General features: G+C 51.9%; 12 protein-coding genes. 8 read left to right on the forward strand and 4 right to left on the reverse strand.

Translation table 11 applies throughout. The features are described from left to right. Positions 1-37 precede the first annotated feature (37 nt). Positions 38-1,540, forward strand: a complete 1,503-nt coding sequence (locus AACQ84_RS12030) for an MBOAT family O-acyltransferase (RefSeq protein ID WP_012307986.1) — start codon at positions 38-40, stop codon at positions 1,538-1,540. Here AACQ84_RS12030 and AACQ84_RS12035 read toward each other — a convergent pair. Together AACQ84_RS12035 and AACQ84_RS12040 are read right to left on the reverse strand one after the other, a co-directional pair. Next, positions 1,537-1,884 (reverse strand): c-type cytochrome, encoded by a 348-nt coding sequence (locus AACQ84_RS12035; protein WP_012307987.1) that lies wholly within the window; start codon positions 1,882-1,884, stop codon positions 1,537-1,539. The genes AACQ84_RS12030 and AACQ84_RS12035 overlap by 4 nt on opposite strands. A 34-nt stretch (positions 1,885-1,918) precedes the next feature. Then, positions 1,919-3,706: a phosphodiester glycosidase family protein gene (locus tag AACQ84_RS12040; RefSeq protein ID WP_012307988.1), complete on the reverse strand. Its 1,788-nt coding sequence runs from the start codon at positions 3,704-3,706 to the stop codon at positions 1,919-1,921. 439 nt (positions 3,707-4,145) lie between these two features. Here AACQ84_RS12040 and gltB point away from each other — a divergent pair, with 439 nt between their 5' ends. Then, positions 4,146-8,780: a glutamate synthase large subunit gene (gltB, locus tag AACQ84_RS12045; RefSeq protein ID WP_049761644.1), complete on the forward strand. Its 4,635-nt coding sequence runs from the start codon at positions 4,146-4,148 to the stop codon at positions 8,778-8,780. 165 nt (positions 8,781-8,945) lie between these two features. Here the strand turns inward: gltB and trmFO are convergent, their stop codons facing one another. Together trmFO and AACQ84_RS12055 are read right to left on the reverse strand one after the other, a co-directional pair. After that, positions 8,946-10,316: an FADH(2)-oxidizing methylenetetrahydrofolate--tRNA-(uracil(54)-C(5))-methyltransferase TrmFO gene (gene trmFO, locus AACQ84_RS12050; RefSeq protein ID WP_012307990.1), complete on the reverse strand. Its 1,371-nt coding sequence runs from the start codon at positions 10,314-10,316 to the stop codon at positions 8,946-8,948. Positions 10,317-10,446: 130 nt separating this feature from the next. Next, the gene (locus AACQ84_RS12055) at positions 10,447-10,785 is read right to left on the reverse strand and encodes a DUF1830 domain-containing protein (RefSeq protein ID WP_012307991.1); all 339 of its coding nucleotides are present in this window, start codon (positions 10,783-10,785) and stop codon (positions 10,447-10,449) included. A gap of 465 nt (positions 10,786-11,250) precedes the next feature. Here AACQ84_RS12055 and AACQ84_RS12060 point away from each other — a divergent pair, with 465 nt between their 5' ends. From AACQ84_RS12060 to psaK, 6 genes are all read left to right on the forward strand, one after another. Next, on the forward strand, positions 11,251-11,904 hold the full coding sequence (locus AACQ84_RS12060) for a lysophospholipid acyltransferase family protein (RefSeq protein WP_012307992.1): 654 nt from the start codon (positions 11,251-11,253) through the stop codon (positions 11,902-11,904). A gap of 226 nt (positions 11,905-12,130) precedes the next feature. Then, positions 12,131-13,042 carry an MBL fold metallo-hydrolase gene (locus tag AACQ84_RS12065; RefSeq protein ID WP_012307993.1) on the forward strand — a complete coding sequence of 304 codons (912 nt, stop codon included), beginning with the start codon at positions 12,131-12,133 and terminating at the stop codon, positions 13,040-13,042. A 41-nt stretch (positions 13,043-13,083) separates the two neighbouring features. Further along, positions 13,084-14,079 carry a bifunctional riboflavin kinase/FAD synthetase gene (locus tag AACQ84_RS12070; RefSeq protein WP_012307994.1) on the forward strand — a complete coding sequence of 332 codons (996 nt, stop codon included), beginning with the start codon at positions 13,084-13,086 and terminating at the stop codon, positions 14,077-14,079. Then, positions 14,060-15,004, forward strand: coding sequence for an AAA family ATPase (locus tag AACQ84_RS12075; RefSeq protein ID WP_012307995.1), 945 nt, complete (start codon positions 14,060-14,062; stop codon positions 15,002-15,004). Before AACQ84_RS12070 ends, AACQ84_RS12075 begins: the two co-directional genes overlap by 20 nt. Before the next feature lie 58 nt (positions 15,005-15,062). Beyond that, positions 15,063-15,608 carry a DUF2854 domain-containing protein gene (locus tag AACQ84_RS12080; protein WP_012307996.1) on the forward strand — a complete coding sequence of 182 codons (546 nt, stop codon included), beginning with the start codon at positions 15,063-15,065 and terminating at the stop codon, positions 15,606-15,608. 148 nt (positions 15,609-15,756) lie between these two features. Next, positions 15,757-16,020, forward strand: coding sequence for a photosystem I reaction center subunit PsaK (psaK, locus tag AACQ84_RS12085; RefSeq protein ID WP_012307997.1), 264 nt, complete (start codon positions 15,757-15,759; stop codon positions 16,018-16,020). The last annotated feature ends 178 nt before the right edge of the window (positions 16,021-16,198 follow it).

Here is a 16,198-nt window from a genome sequence, read left to right on the forward strand (position 1 = left end):
GCTGCTATGGTGACCCTGATGTTTTTTTGACGAACCAATGAGGCTGGTATCCTTCGGCTATGGCTGTTTCCTCCTGGGAACAGTGGTGAGCTATTGGGGTTTGGGACGGTTTTGGCCACCTTTGCAACGCTGGCTGCTGCTACTGGCTAGTGTCTTGTTTTATAGCCTGCTACAACCGCAATTTTTACCATTGCTGGTAGGTCTGACGGTCTTGAACTTTTTTTGGGGTAAACTCCTCGTGCGCCAAGGCCCATCGGGCGATCGCCCCCAGTCTTTGCGGCAAGCTTTTCGATTGTGGCAATGGCAGCCGGGGTACTGGCTGGGCTTAGGTATTTTTCTAAATCTAGCGGTGCTCTTTGGGTTTAAATATATTCCTTTTACCCTGGAGAATCTAGCGTGGCTCTGGCCCTGGCCTGGACTAGAGCAATGGGCGATCGCCTTCCCAGAAACCCTAATCGCGCCCTTGGGGATTTCCTTTTTCACCTTTGAATGTATCGCCTATCTGGTAGATGTGTACCGGGGGGCTCCTGCGGCCCAGTCCCTATTGACATTTAGCAGCTATAAATTATTTTTTCCCAAACTCCTATCGGGGCCGATTACTCGCTTTCATATTTTTTCTGGGCAAAGCCGTAGAACCGCAGGCTTATTACTCGACGAAGGGGTCGAAGGATTATGGCTCATCGCCAGCGGGGCGGTAAAAAAAGTCCTCATCGCCGACAATCTGGGGGTTTTTGTGGAACTTTGTGCCAATAACCTCGAACGGGCAGGCAGCGGCGATCTGTGGCTTTTTATTCTGGCCTATGGCCTCCAGCTTTACTTTGACTTTAGCGGCTATGTGGATCTGGCCCTGGGCAGTGCTAAGTTGCTCGGTTTTCAGCTCCCCGAAAATTTTGATTTTCCTTACTTTTCAACGAGTTTGGCAGAATTTTGGCGACGTTGGCACATCAGCCTGGGCGATTGGCTACGCAACTATCTGTATTTCCCCCTGGGAGGCTCTCGGCGAGGTTTGGGGCGCACCTGTGCCAATCTTTTTGTAGTGATGTTTTTAGCCGGATTGTGGCATGGGGCCGCCTGGGGTTACGTTATCTGGGGTTGTCTCCACGGTTTGGGTCTAGGGATTCATCGATTGGGACAATGGTTTGCGAATCGTTGGCTGTGGTTAGAGAATTTCTGGGCGTCGCTGCCGGGAATACTGGGGGCATGGCTCTTGACCCAGGCGTTTGTGTTTTTGAGTTGGATTCCCTTCCGTTTACCAGATGGCCCCCGTGCTATCTTGCTTTTGCGGCATCTGTGGCATTATCCGGGGGATTTGCAATTTACCCAAAAAATTTATTTGGAGGGGCTTGGCTTAGCAAGACCTGATTTTTTGGTGCTGTTGAGTTTGCTCCTATTGGGCATGGGAGGCGCATATTTAGTGCAGCGCCAGTGGCAACTGCAACTGAATTGGGGTCTTAAAGTGGCGCTAATTCCCCTCTGTTTCTACGGTATTTTGATTTTTGGGCCAGAGGGGAATATTCCTTACATTTACTTTGATTTTTAAGATTTCCAGTCGGTTTGGGATTGCTGGAGAACGTATTGGGAGACGGCCTGGATTTCTTCAGAGCTGAGTTTGTCACCGTAGGCGGACATATTGCCTTTCCCCTGGGTAACAAGATTGGCGATCGCCTCTACGGAGGTATAGCCATTTTTCGCCATGGCCCGTTTTTTGAGATTTTTGCCGCGCCGGACGATATTGCCACCGTTGAGATGACAGCCGGCACAATGGGCCTCAAAGATCTGGGCTCCCTGGTCGAGATCAGCACCAAAGGCAGGGGTTGCCAGGAGGGGCACCAGCAACAGAACGATCATCACAAAGACAATGACTTGGACAAGGCGTTTATTCATCGGTAATTCGGGCAGGGATTAGTGTGCGTCGGTTCTATTCTAAAAACAAGCCGATACCGTTGTTAACCCGTCCGGCGGTAGTGGGGTGGCGATCGCTTAAATTAGCGCCAAGGGCGAGAGCCGAAGATCCACCTCCATCTAAATTCAAGGCATCCGTGGCCCCCAGACGGCGGAGAATATTCGCCCATTCGTTGAGGGTTGCCCCGGCTGTTTCTTCTGCCGCGCCGTGGAGGGTCACCAGCAATATTTTGTTGTCTCGGGTTCTGGCGATCGCACTGCGGGAAGCTGACTGAATATTGAAGGCCGTACTAAACTGTTCTGCCTGGCCATTGAGAACAACCTGACCATTCTTCAGGAGGAGCGGGCCACCACCGACAATATTCGGTAACGTCGCAAAACTATTGGGGGTAAATCTGGGTCGCCGTTCTAGGGTCACCCCCACGGGAAATTTGGCCGCCCCGGTGCGAAAGGAGCGGAAGACCAACAAATAACCACCCTGGGGAATTTCATAACTATTTTGGCCCGCTTTCCCCGCCGTTTCCTGGCGAATGACCTGGTCGCGGCCCCCGGAGGTCATCACTGTCAGCACAATTTCATGATCAACGGCTGTGGTGTAACGACTGCCCCAGGCGCGGTCATACAGGGCGGCCCCGGCTTTCACATAGCCGCTATTGATCAGTTCAACCCCGACCCGTTCACCATTGCCTGCAACAATATCGGTTTCGACTTTGAGGCGGTCAAATTCCCAGCGGCCCGCATTATCCCAGGCCACTGCTCCCCGATTGAGAATTGGCCCCGAACGCAAAGCTCGATTGCCTTGGACAATTCCCAGGGGATATTGGTTATTGCGGTTAAAAAAGCCCGCATTAATGGCGGCGATCGCCTGATTGGTGTCTGCCTGGATCAACAGGGGCGCTAACCCCACAATTGTGTTGTTATCCGGAGTGATTGGCTTAAGCTGGAGTTGCCGTTGGGTGGGGTCAATTTCGAGCCAAGTCACCCGCACAGGCCCAGAACTGGCCGCAAAATTTTCCTGTCGCCACTGCACCCCAGGGAGCCATTGCACAGACCGATTTTGATTTTCTGGTTGTGATCGCAAATCGACCACTAGGCGGGGTGGGTTCGCCAAACTAAAGACCTGGATCTCTGGAGCCCCCGCTTTAAAGACAAGTTCCGTTAAACCGTTACTATCGTTGAGGGTAAACGGCAGTGCATTCGCCGTTAATTGCCCCCTAAGCCGTTGGGCCGTCACTCCATAATCACTCTGGAGCCGCAGTTTTGTGGGGCTCACCTTTTGCCAGAGCACAGGCCGGTCTAGATCAATGACCAAGCGCGTGCCCCAGGTCTGTTTCCCCTGGCGGACACTCAAAATTTGTCCCTTGGGCGTCGTCAGTTCCAGAACATTGCCGTTGGGCCGAGCCTGCCATTGCTGCGCTGCGGCCAAAGCGGTCACATCGAGGTAACGGTAGGGAGCGGCAAAGCGAATCGGCAATTGGTAGGGAGTATCGTCAAACCAGGTGACTGGTTGTTGTCCCAAATCGAGGCCATTCCCCAATTCCATCCCCAGGGTTTTTTCTAGGGTCATCGATTCAATCCCCAGACGCACAGTGCCATTTTCTGACCATTGGGCCCAGGCTCCCCGGAGGGTTTGACCATTGAGGCGAATTTGACTGCCCTTGGCTTGGATTTGGGTATTAAGGCTCACGGGATTGGCGATCGCCCGCGGACTTGCCAAGTCTCCCACCAGCAAATTAGGTGTCCCAAAACTCAGCCCAAAACAACCCACTGTCCCCAAGAACCATTGCCAACGACGTAATCCCATCAAAGCCTACTCTTTCCTTACAACATCAACAAACACTGACTTTATCCCAGGGGAAATGTTTCACGCCCCCCAAACGACTGCCCTTTAACGGTATTCCCTATTGTTAAATGAATTTATTTCCTATAATATTGCTACGCTGTCTTTAGCGCAGATTTTGTCAAGTTAAAAATTAAAGAGCGTTAACGTCATCCCCTGGGGAAATGCAGTCGCTAAAATCCTGCCCAAAGCCACGAATGATCAGCAGTGGATAGAGATCATCGTCCCCAAAACTTGACGTCCGACAAAATATCGCTATTCTAAATAAGCCCAACGGAGATTTCTAGTCAAGCATTTCCAGTGGGTTCGTGTAGAGGCCAGTCGTCCCCAAAAATACGTCCCCTCCCCACAGCACACCAGGTTTTTTCTACCCTAAAATTCCTAACCTATGGACCGAGACATAATGAACCATCAAGGCACCTTCTCCCAAAACAATCATCAAGAAACAACAAACTACTACACCGGTCCCCGTTGGCTTGTGGAAGAACGGGATGCCTGTGGTGTTGGCTTTTTGGCCTATAAAGATGGTCGCAAAACCCATAAATTAATTGAACAAACCCTGACGGCCCTGGGCTGCATGGAGCACCGGGGTGGCTGTACCGCCGACCGTGAATCCGGTGATGGTGCAGGGGTGATGACGGCGTTGCCCCACGAATTATTTGCTGAATGGTTCCAAGCAGAGGGGATTACCCAGCCAGCCCCCGAAACCTACGGCGTTGGGATGGTGTTCCTCCCCCAGGCTGAAGCAGAATGTGCAGCAGCAAAAGCGTTAGTTGAAGATGTGCTGACCCGTCGTCAATTCAAAATTTTAGGGTGGCGGGATGTGCCTGTGGCCCCAGAAACCCTAGGTATTCAGGCGCGGGAAAACCAACCCCAGATGAAGCAGGTGTTTGTGGTCTCGGAACAGGGGTTAACTGGCGATGAACTGGATAAAGCCCTTTATATCGCCCGCTCGGAAATTGGGAAGCACCTCACCGATGTTTTCTATGTGTGTACTTTGTCCTGTCGCACCATCGTTTATAAGGGCATGGTGCAGTCAGAAGTCTTGGGTAAGTTCTACAAGGATTTAACCAACCCGCTGTATAAGAGTGAATTTGCGGTTTACCACCGTCGCTTTAGCACGAATACCATGCCTAAGTGGCCCCTGGCGCACCCGATGCGTTTGTTGGGTCACAATGGGGAAATCAATACACTCATCGGGAATATCAACTGGATGAAGGCCCGGGAAAATATCCTCGAAATTCCCGGTTGGAACAAGGATGATATTGAAGCCCTCCACCCGATTGTCAATACCGATAATAGTGATTCTTTCAATTTAGACAGTGCGATGGAGCTGTTGGTTCGGGCCGGGCGATCGCCCATGGAAGCGGCGATGATCCTCGTGCCGGAAGCCTACCAAAATCAACCCAGCCTCAAAGCACACCCGGAAATCACCGATTTTTATGACTACTACGCGGGTATGCAAGAACCCTGGGATGGCCCGGCCCTCCTCGTATTCAGTGACGGTAAAACTGTCGGTGCAACCCTAGACCGGAATGGTTTACGCCCGGCCCGCTATTGCATCACCAAGGACGGCTATATTCTTGTGTCTTCGGAAGCGGGGGTTGTGGACGTCCTCGACGAAGATATTGTGGAAAAAGGTCGCCTCGGCCCTGGCCAGATGGTCGCCGTTGATTTCCAAACCCAAGAACTCCTCAAAAACTGGGAAATCAAACAGCGGGTTGCTGAATCCCAGCCCTATGGCACCTGGCTCAGGGAAAATCGTCAAGTCCTCGAATCCCAGGATTTCGTTGGCGATCGCCAACAAGGTGAAACCGATCTGCTCCGGCTCCAAACGGCCTTTGGCTACACCGCCGAAGACGTCGAGATGATCATCAATGCCATGGCGGAGATGGGCAAAGAACCGACCTTCTGCATGGGCGATGACATTCCCCTGGCGGTACTGTCCGACAAGCCCCGTCTGCTCTACGACTACTTTAAGCAACGCTTTGCCCAGGTCACCAATCCGCCCATCGACCCCCTGCGGGAAAGCCTGGTCATGTCCTTGAATATGTACCTCGGCGAACGGGGTAATCTCTTGGATTGCGGCACTGAAGATGCCAAGGTGCTCAAACTGAATAGCCCCGTCCTCAACGAAGCAGAACTGCAACGGGTCCGGGATAGCCAACTAGGGGCCACGACCCTGGCCACGACCTATGCGATCGCCAATGGCCCCGATGGTCTCCGGGGTGCCCTTGAAAAACTCTGTGCAGCGGCGGAAGCTGCCGTTCGGGCTGGTAATAAAATTATTATCTTGAGCGATCGCGCCGACGGCACCGTCGATCAAGACCACAGCTTTATTCCACCTCTCCTAGCAGTGGGGGCTGTGCATCACCACCTCATCAGCGTTGGCCTCCGCTTGAGTGCCTCCATCGTGGTAGATACGGCCCAATGTTGGAGTACCCATCACTTTGCCTGTCTCGTGGGTTATGGGGCTTCTGCCGTTTGTCCTTACCTCGCCTTAGAAGCCGTCCGTCACTGGTGGTATATTCCCCGGGTCCAGAAGCAAATGGCCGCTGAGCAAATTCCGGCCATGACCATCGAAAAGGCCCAGGATAACTATCGCCATGCCATTGAAGCGGGGCTACTAAAAATTCTGTCCAAGATGGGGATCTCCCTGCTCCAGTCCTACCATGGTGCCCAAATCTTTGAAGCGATTGGCCTCGGCATGGAAGTGATCAATGTTGCCTTCAAGGGCACCACGTCCCGGGTGGGTGGCATGACCCTCGCCGACCTATCCCAGGAAGGGATTGCGTTCCATAGTCGTGCTTTCCCTGAACTTTCCGGCAGTAAACTGGCCAATTATGGCTTTGTAAATTACCGCAAGGGGGGTGAATATCATATGAATTCCCCTGAAATGACCAAAGCCCTCCATAAGGCGGTGGCAGCTTACAACGACGATCAGCAAGAAGCCTTTGATCACTACGGCAACTATCAGGATTATCTAGAAAATCGCCCTGCGACGGCACTCCGGGATTTGCTTGATTTCGAGAGCGATCGCCCGGCCATTGATCTCAGTGAAGTCGAGTCCGTAGAAAGTATCGTCAAACGCTTCTGCACCGGTGGGATGTCTTTAGGCTCCCTCTCTCGGGAAGCCCACGAAACTTTGGCGATCGCCATGAACCGCCTCGGTGCCAAATCCAACTCCGGCGAAGGGGGCGAAGATCCCGTGCGCTTTAAGATCCTTGATGATGTGAATGCGAGCGGCGATTCCCCCACCTTGCCCCATCTCCACGGCTTGCGCAATGGCGACACCGCCAACTCTGCCATCAAACAAATTGCTTCCGGCCGCTTTGGGGTGACCCCTGAATATTTAATGAGTGGTCGTCAGCTAGAGATCAAGATGGCCCAAGGGGCAAAACCTGGCGAAGGAGGACAACTACCCGGCAAAAAAGTCAGTGAATACATCGCGATGCTGCGGAATTCTAAGCCCGGTGTTACCCTTATTTCTCCGCCCCCCCACCACGATATTTACTCCATCGAGGATCTCGCCCAGCTGATTTACGATCTTCACCAGATCAATCCTGCCGCGAAGGTTTCTGTGAAGCTGGTTGCCGAAATTGGCATTGGAACCATTGCCGCTGGGGTCGCCAAGGCTAATGCCGATGTCATTATGGTTTCTGGCCATGACGGTGGTACCGGTGCCTCGCCCCTCAGTTCCATTAAGCACGCAGGTTGCCCCTGGGAATTGGGTGTGACCGAAGTGCACAAGACCCTCATGGATAATCAATTGCGCGATCGCGTCATCCTCCGGGCCGATGGTGGTCTAAAAACCGGCTGGGATGTGATCATGGCCGCACTCATGGGGGCCGAAGAATATGGTTTTGGTTCCATCGCGATGATTGCCGAAGGCTGTATCATGGCGCGGGTTTGCCACACTAATCAATGTCCCGTCGGGGTCGCAACCCAACAACAGCGCCTCCGCGATCGCTTTAAGGGCATTCCTGAGCACGTGGTTAATTTCTTCTACTTCATCGCCGAAGAAATTCGTGCCATCTTGGCCAAACTCGGCTACCGGAGTCTCAATGAGATTATTGGCCGCGCCGATCTGCTCAAGCCCCGCGAAAACGTCAAGCTCACGAAGACCAGTGGTCTCGTCCTAGATTGCCTGACCAACCTGCCCGATGTCCGCGACAATCGCGATTGGTTGAACCATGGTGATGTGCACAGTAATGGCCCTGTCCTAGACGATGAGATTTTGGCAAATGCAGCGGTGCAGCAAGCTATCCGTGAACAAGGCTCCCTGAGTCAAGAGATCAAGATCATCAACACTGATCGCTCCGTCGGTGCCCGGGTTTCCGGTTTTATCGCCAAGCAGTACGGCAATGAAGGCTTTGAAGGAGAACTCAAATTTAACTTTAAAGGCTCTGCTGGTCAAAGTTTTGGGGCCTTTAATCTCTTGGGAATGACCATGCACCTCGAAGGGGAAGCCAACGACTATGTGGGTAAAGGGATGAATGGCGGTGAAATTATCATCGTTCCCCCAACCCAGTCCCAATATGCAGCGGCAGATAACGTAATCATCGGCAATACCTGTCTCTATGGGGCTACCGGCGGCACCCTCTATGCCAATGGTCGTGCGGGTGAACGTTTTGCGGTGCGGAACTCGAAGGGTAAAGCCGTTGTTGAAGGGACTGGCGACCACTGTTGCGAATACATGACCGGTGGCGTAATTGTGGTGCTCGGTGATGTGGGTCGTAATGTGGGCGCAGGGATGACCGGTGGCCTCACCTACATTCTCGATGAACACAACACTCTCCCCGAAAAGATGAATACAGAGATTGTGAACATTCAACGGGTCGGTACTACAGCAGGGGAAAAACAATTGAAGGATCTGATCACAGCCCACGCCGAGAAAACCGGTAGCCCGAAAGCCAAGGCAATTCTTGCAAATTGGGCTAACTATTTACCCCAGTTCTGGCAAGTGTTTCCTCCTTCTGAGGCCGATAGCCCTGAAGCCAATGTTAATGCGGCGGCAAAGCAACTCACTTCTGTTTAATGTAAATTGTGTGAATTACGCCTAATTAACCCGTAAATCTCCCGGTAATCATCGGGGGATTTTTTTTGGCGATCGCCGACTTCTCTACTCACAAAAAAAGCGCACCATCAAAGTACGCTTGCTGAGTCAAAAATCTTGGTGAACCTGGGGGATGTTACGAAATTATTAGACTAAGGCGGCTGGACGACAAGACTCTTCCCGCCATTGCTCCAGGTCAGTGAGGGAGCGATCGCGATAAACGCCATACCGTTCTTTCTTGCTCCGTACGCGTTCTGCTAGGGGCGGAATAATCCCGAAATTGGGGGGCATCGGTTGAAAATGCTTGGGAGAAGCACTGTGGATAAACTCGAAGAGAGCGCCCATCATTGTGGTTTCCGGCAAGGTCAAAGGTGTTAATCCTTGGGCTAACCGCGCGGCATTGGTTCCGGCGAGCCATCCCCCTGCTGCGGCTGCTGTATAACCTTCGGTGCCAATCAACTGGCCAGCGGCGAGGAGGGTCGGGCGTTTTTTAAATTGAAGCGTTGCTTCGAGCAACTCAGGGGAATTTAAAAACGTATTGCGGTGCATCACGCCCATACGGACAAATTCAGCATTTTCTAACCCAGGGATCATCCGGAACACCCGCTTTTGTTCGCCCCAACGGAGATTGGTTTGGAAACCCACCATATTCCAGAGTTGACCTTGTTTATCTTCCTGGCGCAATTGCACCACTGCATAGGGACGTTTGCCTTTATTTTCGGGGGCGCGAAAATCCCCGAGGCGAGCATCAAAAAGACCTACGGGTTTTAGGGGGCCAAAACGCATGGTATCTTCACCACGGCGGGCTAATTCTTCGATGGGAAGACAGCCCTCAAAAAACTTCGCGGTCTCCAGTTCAAAATCTTTCAGTTCTGCTTGCTCTGCTTCACAAAGGGCCGCCCGAAACGCCTGGTACTGGGCTGGATCCATCGGGCAATTGAGATAGGCAGCTTCTCCCTTGTCGTAGCGAGAGGCGAGAAAGGCAATGTCTTGGTTGATGCTTTCACCAACAATAATCGGACTGGCGGCATCAAAGAAGCTCATGTATTCCAGGCCCGTGAATTGTTGCAGTTCTGTGGCCAGGGCAGCGGTGGTCAGAGGCCCAGTCGCTAAAACGGTAATTCCTTCGCTGGGGATTTGGTCTAGGGGTTCCCGGCGAAAGGTGACGAGGGGATGTTCGGCAAGCTTTTGGGTGAGATCTTGACTAAAAACGCCCCGGTCAACGGCTAAGGCTCCCCCCGCAGGGACGCGGTGTTGGTCGGCGGTGCTGATGATCACGGATTGGAGGCGACGAAGTTCCTCGTGAAGCAATCCGGCGGCGCGATCGCTGGAAGCGGCCCCAAAAGAATTACTACAAACCAATTCAGCGAGGTCGGCGGTATGGTGGGCTGGACTTTTTTGGACGGGGCGCATTTCATAGAGCGTGACCGGAACCCCGGCTTGGGCAATTTGCCAGGCGGCTTCTGTGCCAGCGAGGCCACCACCAATTACAGTTACAGGAGGCAGGGTCTTAGTCATGGGCGGTCAAGGTCAAATAGAGTTAGGAGCGGTATTCTATCTTACATTTTGGCTTTGGGGTTTAACGATGGGGGAAGACAAAATAAAACCACCCCGGAGGATGGCTCGTGGCAAAAATTTAAGGAAAAACTTAGGGGGCGATCGCCACCGGTCTAGCCGCAGGAATATCTTGATTCACCGGGGCCGGCTCTGGTTCATCTGTTTCCGAGCCAGTTTCTTGCATTGCCAGACGATAGCAGGGGATCGTGTCCGATAAAATAGCACTCGCCATCATCCCCGTATGAATTTCTAAGATCGCCTGGGGGAGGGCTTCAAATATTAGCCGTTGCCCGGGAAAAACAACCCGCTCAAAATACCAATCTTCAACATTTGTAATACGCGCAACTTGAATTTGACTGGTTGCATTTACATAGCAGCAAAGTAGAGCTTTGTTGTCATCATTTGGGATGGGATCAAGAATTTGAGCCATGGGATTCCTGGGTAAATATTTAAATAGTCTTTTATATCTCTCGATGATAAGCTAACACCGATTGATCCCCAATGGTTGTAACGTCTACTACAAAGACATAAGCTAAGCAAAATAGTTCTTCTTGAAAGTTTGATATTTCTTTATCTATTCGCATTTTGGCAAGATGTTTTCCGAATTTTTCTTTTGTAATTTAAGTAACAATTTTTGATATAAAACCTTATTCTTAAAAGTGTTTCTGGATCCCCAAAAGAATCTTAAGAAAAAATTAAGTTCTTTAAGCTACAAAATAACGCTTGGGGCCAAGACGAAAGCCAATGGGCAAAACTCGACAAATCATCAGGAATTCCATCACCACAGGTCACGAAGGAGAGAATTCTCTGAATTCGTCCCGAGAGTCTAGGTATCGATCCGGCGATCGCGGTAATATCGACTGATCAAATCCGTTGTTTCGCCGCTTGTTTCACCATGCCTGAGTTAGAATCTCCCCGCGCCAGGGAACCTTTGAGTAGCCTGATTCTTTATCGTGCCTTTAAGTGGGGCTTTGTGAACCCGGTGTTTCGGACGTATTTTCGGGGCCGGGTGTATGGGGTCGAGCATGTGCCCAGGGAGGGGCCATTTATCGCGGTGAGTAACCATGCCAGTAACTTTGACCCGCCGATTTTGTCCAATTGCCTCTGTCGTCCGGTGGCTTTTATGGCGAAGGAAGAATTATTTCAGGTGCCAATTCTCAAGCAGGCGATCGCCCTCTATGGCGCTTACCCAGTGAAGCGGGGGGCCGGGGATCGGGGGGCGATCCGCGCGGCGATCAAAGCCCTCGAACAAGGTTGGGGCGTGGGTATTTTTCTCCAGGGAACCCGGACTCCAGACGGTATGATCACCGATCCTAAACCTGGTGCAGCCCTCATTGCGGCGAAAGCCCAGGTTCCTCTCCTGCCAATCAGTCTTTGGGGCACTGAGAAAATTTTAGTCAAGGGGAAGAAAATGCCCCAATCGGTACCTTTAACCGTGCGCATCGGTGAGGCGATCGCCCCACCCCCAGCCGTGAAAAAAGAATCCCTGAACCAAGTAACCCAAACCTGTACCGAGGTTATTAATCAACTGCACCACCTAGGTCGTTAATCTGGTGATCCAAATCATGCTACGTAAGTGATGCAAACCCCCTAAATCGACGGCCGGGTTTGTTAGTCTAACGGTATCTATTCTTACTATCTTGCTTGTTTTACCAATAAAAATGCTGGTCGCATCAAAGCCCTAGGCAGTCTTACCATTGCCAAAAACCAACGATCTCAGGCAAGACACCCTTCTCACGTCAATTCATTTAATGTTCACGTAATATTTACGAGCCATGGTCCAGGCCCAGACCCAGACGGAATTTAAGATCAAGTTTTGGGGGGTGCGTGGCAGTATTCCTTGTCCCGGGCGAGAAACCGTCCGCTACGGGGGCAACACCTCCTGTGTAGAAATGTGCGCGGGAAATCAACGCCTAATCTTTGATGGCGGTACGGGACTGCGCCTGCTGGGTGAAGCGTTGGTCGCTGAATCAGCACCGATTGCTGCCCATCTATTTTTTTCCCACTCCCATTGGGATCACATCCAGGGGTTTCCTTTTTTTACGCCCGCTTTTCAGCCGCAAAATCGTTTCAATATCTATGGCGTCACTGCGGACGATGAGATCCCGATTCAAAAACGGCTCCATGACCAAATGCTCCATCCCAACTTTCCGGTGCCTCTCCAGGTGATGCGGGCGGAGTTAAATTTTGTTGCCTTAGCCCTGGGGGAAACGGTGTCCCTCGGAGAAGTACGAGTCACCAATGGCCCTTTGAATCATCCCGGTGGCGCGGTGGGTTATCGGGTCGATTGGCAAGGTTTAGGGGTCGCCTACATCACAGACACGGAACATTACGGCGATCGCCTCGATGATCAAGTGCTACGGCTCGCCCAGGGGGCCGATGTCCTCATTATGGATGCGACCTACACGGACGAGGAATATCATGATCCGCGCCATAGCAAAGTGAGCTGGGGCCATAGTACCTGGCAAGAGGCGGTGAAGGTGGCCCAGGCCGCCAACGTTAAGCAATTAATTTTGTTTCACCATGATCCAAGCCATGGTGATGATTTCCTCGATGGCGTCCAAGCAGCGGCCCAGGCTATTTTTCCCCGAACGGCGATCGCCCAAGAAGGAAAGACCATTATTTTGCAAGCCTCCGGAGAAGGAAATCCTGGGCTGCCTGGGTCGGCCCAAGCACTATCCGTCTGATATCGGTATAAAATACGGTCAAATGTTTCGGACTGTAAAGCGTGCGGGTAATCTCATCAACAACTGAAGCGTTAACACCCACTTGCATTGCCCTGGGCAATTTTGACGGGGTTCACCGGGGACACCAGCGGGTCATTGCCCCGGCGGTTACCCAAGCAAGGGCGCTGTCCCAAGGGGTTGTGGTGGGCGATCGCCTTTCAAATTCTCCTAAAATCCACGCCACCGTTGTCACCTTTGACCCCCACCCCCGGGAGTTTTTCTCTGGGAACCCCCAACATCTCCTCACGCCCCTCCCGGAGAAACAAGCCTTTCTGGCGCAGTTTGGGATCGAACAATTGGTGTTACTCCCCTTCGATCGGGAACTCGCGGCCCTCTCTCCCCAGGAGTTTGTCGCCGAAATCCTCGTCAAACAGTTACAAACCCAGTCCATTAGTGTCGGGAGTGATTTTTCCTTTGGTCGAGGGCGGAGTGGCAGTGCCACTGATCTCCAGGCGATCGCCAAAAGCTTTGGGATCGATGTTCATATCACGCCCCTGTGCCGGGAAGCCGAAACAAGAATTAGCAGTTCTGCCATTCGCGAAGCCCTGGCGACGGGACAAATTCAATACGCAAATCAACTCCTCGGTCGTCCCTATTCCCTCCAAGGCACCGTAACCCATGGTCAAAAATTAGGCCGTCAAATCGGTTTTCCCACCGCCAATCTCCAGGGAGAAGCGACGAAATTTTTACCGAAATACGGAGTCTATGCGGTGCAAGTCACCAGCGATGTTTTGCCCACCGCCCAATGGGGCATACTAAACATTGGGTGTCGTCCCACGGTCACAACCACTGCCCTGCCGACGGTGGAAGTGCACCTCTTGGATTATCACCAGGATCTCTATGGGGCCAACCTGAAGGTGGATCTCCTCCATTACCTGCGTCCAGAACAAAAATTTGCCTCCCTCCAGGCCCTCCAAAATCAAATTCACCAGGATGGCGATCGCGCCCGTACCCTGCTCACCACCACCTCCAATCAGCATGAAAGAACGCATTCGTGACCTCACCGATAACCTCTCGAAAACCATCGTCGGTAAAGAAGATGCCATTCGTCTTGTCCTTGTGGCGATGTTAAGTGGCGGCCATGTGCTCCTCGAAGACGTCCCCGGCGTCGGCAAGACACTTTTAGCAAAATCTCTCGCCCGTTCCGTCAATGGCCGCTTTCAGCGGATTCAATGCACCCCCGATCTTTTACCCAGTGACATTACAGGCACCAATATTTGGAATCCCAGTAGCCGTGAATTTGAATTTTTATCCGGCCCTGTGTTTGCCAATGTCCTCCTCGCCGACGAAATTAATCGGGCCACCCCCCGTACCCAGTCCGCACTTCTTGAGGTGATGGAAGAGCAACAGGTGACCGTCGATGGTGAAGCCCGTAAAGTGCCTAAACCTTTTTTCGTGATTGCGACCCAGAACCCCATCGAATACCAGGGCACCTTTCCGCTCCCAGAAGCCCAGATGGACCGTTTTATTCTTTCGCTTACCCTCGGCTATCCTGGCTTTTCTGAGGAGGTGGATATGCTCCAACTCCACCAATCCCGCATTGCCCCAGAGGAACTCAAGCCCTGTATTTCCCTAGAGGAGATGCGTGAACTCCAAAGTCTTGTGAATCAAATCCACGTCGAAAAATCGATCCAGGAATATATTGTCAAAATTGTCCAAAAATCTCGCAATTACGAAGGGATTATTCTGGGGGTCAGTCCCCGGGGTACGGTGGCTCTCCAGCGGGCGGCCCAGGCCTATGCGTTCTTGGCGGATCGAGATTTCATTACGACCGATGACATCAAATACCTTGCACCGTTTGTTTTAGCTCATCGGGTGATTGTCACTGGTGGCAAAGGCGCGAAGGACGTGATCAAGACTTTGGTGGCAACAATTACTGACCCTTCCACGCCCAATAGTGATTACAGTTTGCCGACGACCTAAAATCACCATGTTAAGATTAGTAACGTTTTGTGTTTTTTAGGATTAATGGGGCAACTGGATGTTCGGCAAAATTTCCCTGGGTAGTGTGGGTTTAGTGGTGGGAGGTATTCTCTCGGTGGTCGGCTTTGCGGCCTATGGCTTTGGTAATGCCACCTTGAATTTGGCGGGAATGTTCTACGGCATCCCGATTCTTTTGGGGGGGTTGGCCCTCAAGGCAGCGGAAATTAAACCGATCGCCTACAGCAAAGCGCTTTCACCGGAACTAGAAGCACTGCGAGAAAGCCAGGCAACGGCCACTCAACAACAAATCAGAAAAGACGTGACGCGCTATCGCTATGGTCAAGATTGTCATTTAGATGATGCCTTAGAACGCCTGGGATTAAGCCCGACGGACGAGGAACGGCCTCTATTGCACCACATCCGCGAGGAGTCTCGGAAAGGGCGTTATGCGCTGGTGCTGGAATTTAAGTCGCCGTTATTTTCCCTGGAAGATTGGCAGACACGTCAGGAAAAAATTGAGCGGTTTTTTGGCCCGGATGTCACGGCGGCGATCGCCCAACCCACAGAAGATGAAATTGAACTGGCATTGATTCGTGCTGAGTAGCCGATGGGGGCGATCTATTTATAAAACTTTACGATGTTGCTAAGTATTGCAAAGGAAATAAAGCAAAGGCTCAGCTTTGGGCAAAACTAGGGACAATTACGCTAAAAAATCCAAAATTTATTTAATTGTTATTTAGGAGTCAAGATTTATGTCCCTTGCCCTTACCGTTGCTGCCGCTGTGCCCACCACCATGGCCTGGAGCCCCAAAGTCGCCGTTGTGATGGTGATTTGTAATGTTTTGGCGATCGCCATTGGGAAAGCCACCATTAAGCACCCTTCCGAAGGCCCCGAATTGCCGATGCCTGATATGTTTGGTGGCATGGGTCTTCCTGCACTCCTCGCAACCACGAGTTTCGGACATATCCTCGGTGTTGGGGTAATCCTCGGCTTGGGTAGCATGGGTGCGATCTAAAGAATCTGTGTTTGCTGGTCTGAATTTGAGCTTGTTATTTTTAAAATTCGTCGTTTTGTCTTTTGTTTTGGAGAAGGTTGTTGCATCCCCGGAGTTTTTCTGGGGATTTTTGTTTTGGTGGGTGGTCTTAAAATCTAGGGGCGATCGCCCTTGGTTAGCAACGACGCCGAACAACGCT

The sequence above is a fragment of the Picosynechococcus sp. PCC 7002 genome, from assembly GCF_963860125.1.
Taxonomy (GTDB): Bacteria; Cyanobacteriota; Cyanobacteriia; order Cyanobacteriales; family MRBY01; genus MRBY01.

Excerpts from the sequence above, each read along its gene's own strand:
- AACQ84_RS12030 (WP_012307986.1), top strand. The coding sequence starts at position 38 with ATGAGGCTGGTATCCTTCGGCTATGGCTGTTTCCTCCTGGGAACAGTG.
- AACQ84_RS12035 (WP_012307987.1), bottom strand. The coding sequence starts at position 1,884 with ATGAATAAACGCCTTGTCCAAGTCATTGTCTTTGTGATGATCGTTCTG.
- AACQ84_RS12040 (WP_012307988.1), bottom strand. The coding sequence starts at position 3,706 with ATGGGATTACGTCGTTGGCAATGGTTCTTGGGGACAGTGGGTTGTTTT.
- gltB (WP_049761644.1), top strand. The coding sequence starts at position 4,146 with ATGAACCATCAAGGCACCTTCTCCCAAAACAATCATCAAGAAACAACA.
- trmFO (WP_012307990.1), bottom strand. The coding sequence starts at position 10,316 with ATGACTAAGACCCTGCCTCCTGTAACTGTAATTGGTGGTGGCCTCGCT.
- AACQ84_RS12055 (WP_012307991.1), bottom strand. The coding sequence starts at position 10,785 with ATGGCTCAAATTCTTGATCCCATCCCAAATGATGACAACAAAGCTCTA.
- AACQ84_RS12060 (WP_012307992.1), top strand. The coding sequence starts at position 11,251 with ATGCCTGAGTTAGAATCTCCCCGCGCCAGGGAACCTTTGAGTAGCCTG.
- AACQ84_RS12065 (WP_012307993.1), top strand. The coding sequence starts at position 12,131 with ATGGTCCAGGCCCAGACCCAGACGGAATTTAAGATCAAGTTTTGGGGG.
- AACQ84_RS12075 (WP_012307995.1), top strand. The coding sequence starts at position 14,060 with ATGAAAGAACGCATTCGTGACCTCACCGATAACCTCTCGAAAACCATC.
- AACQ84_RS12080 (WP_012307996.1), top strand. The coding sequence starts at position 15,063 with ATGTTCGGCAAAATTTCCCTGGGTAGTGTGGGTTTAGTGGTGGGAGGT.
- psaK (WP_012307997.1), top strand. The coding sequence starts at position 15,757 with ATGTCCCTTGCCCTTACCGTTGCTGCCGCTGTGCCCACCACCATGGCC.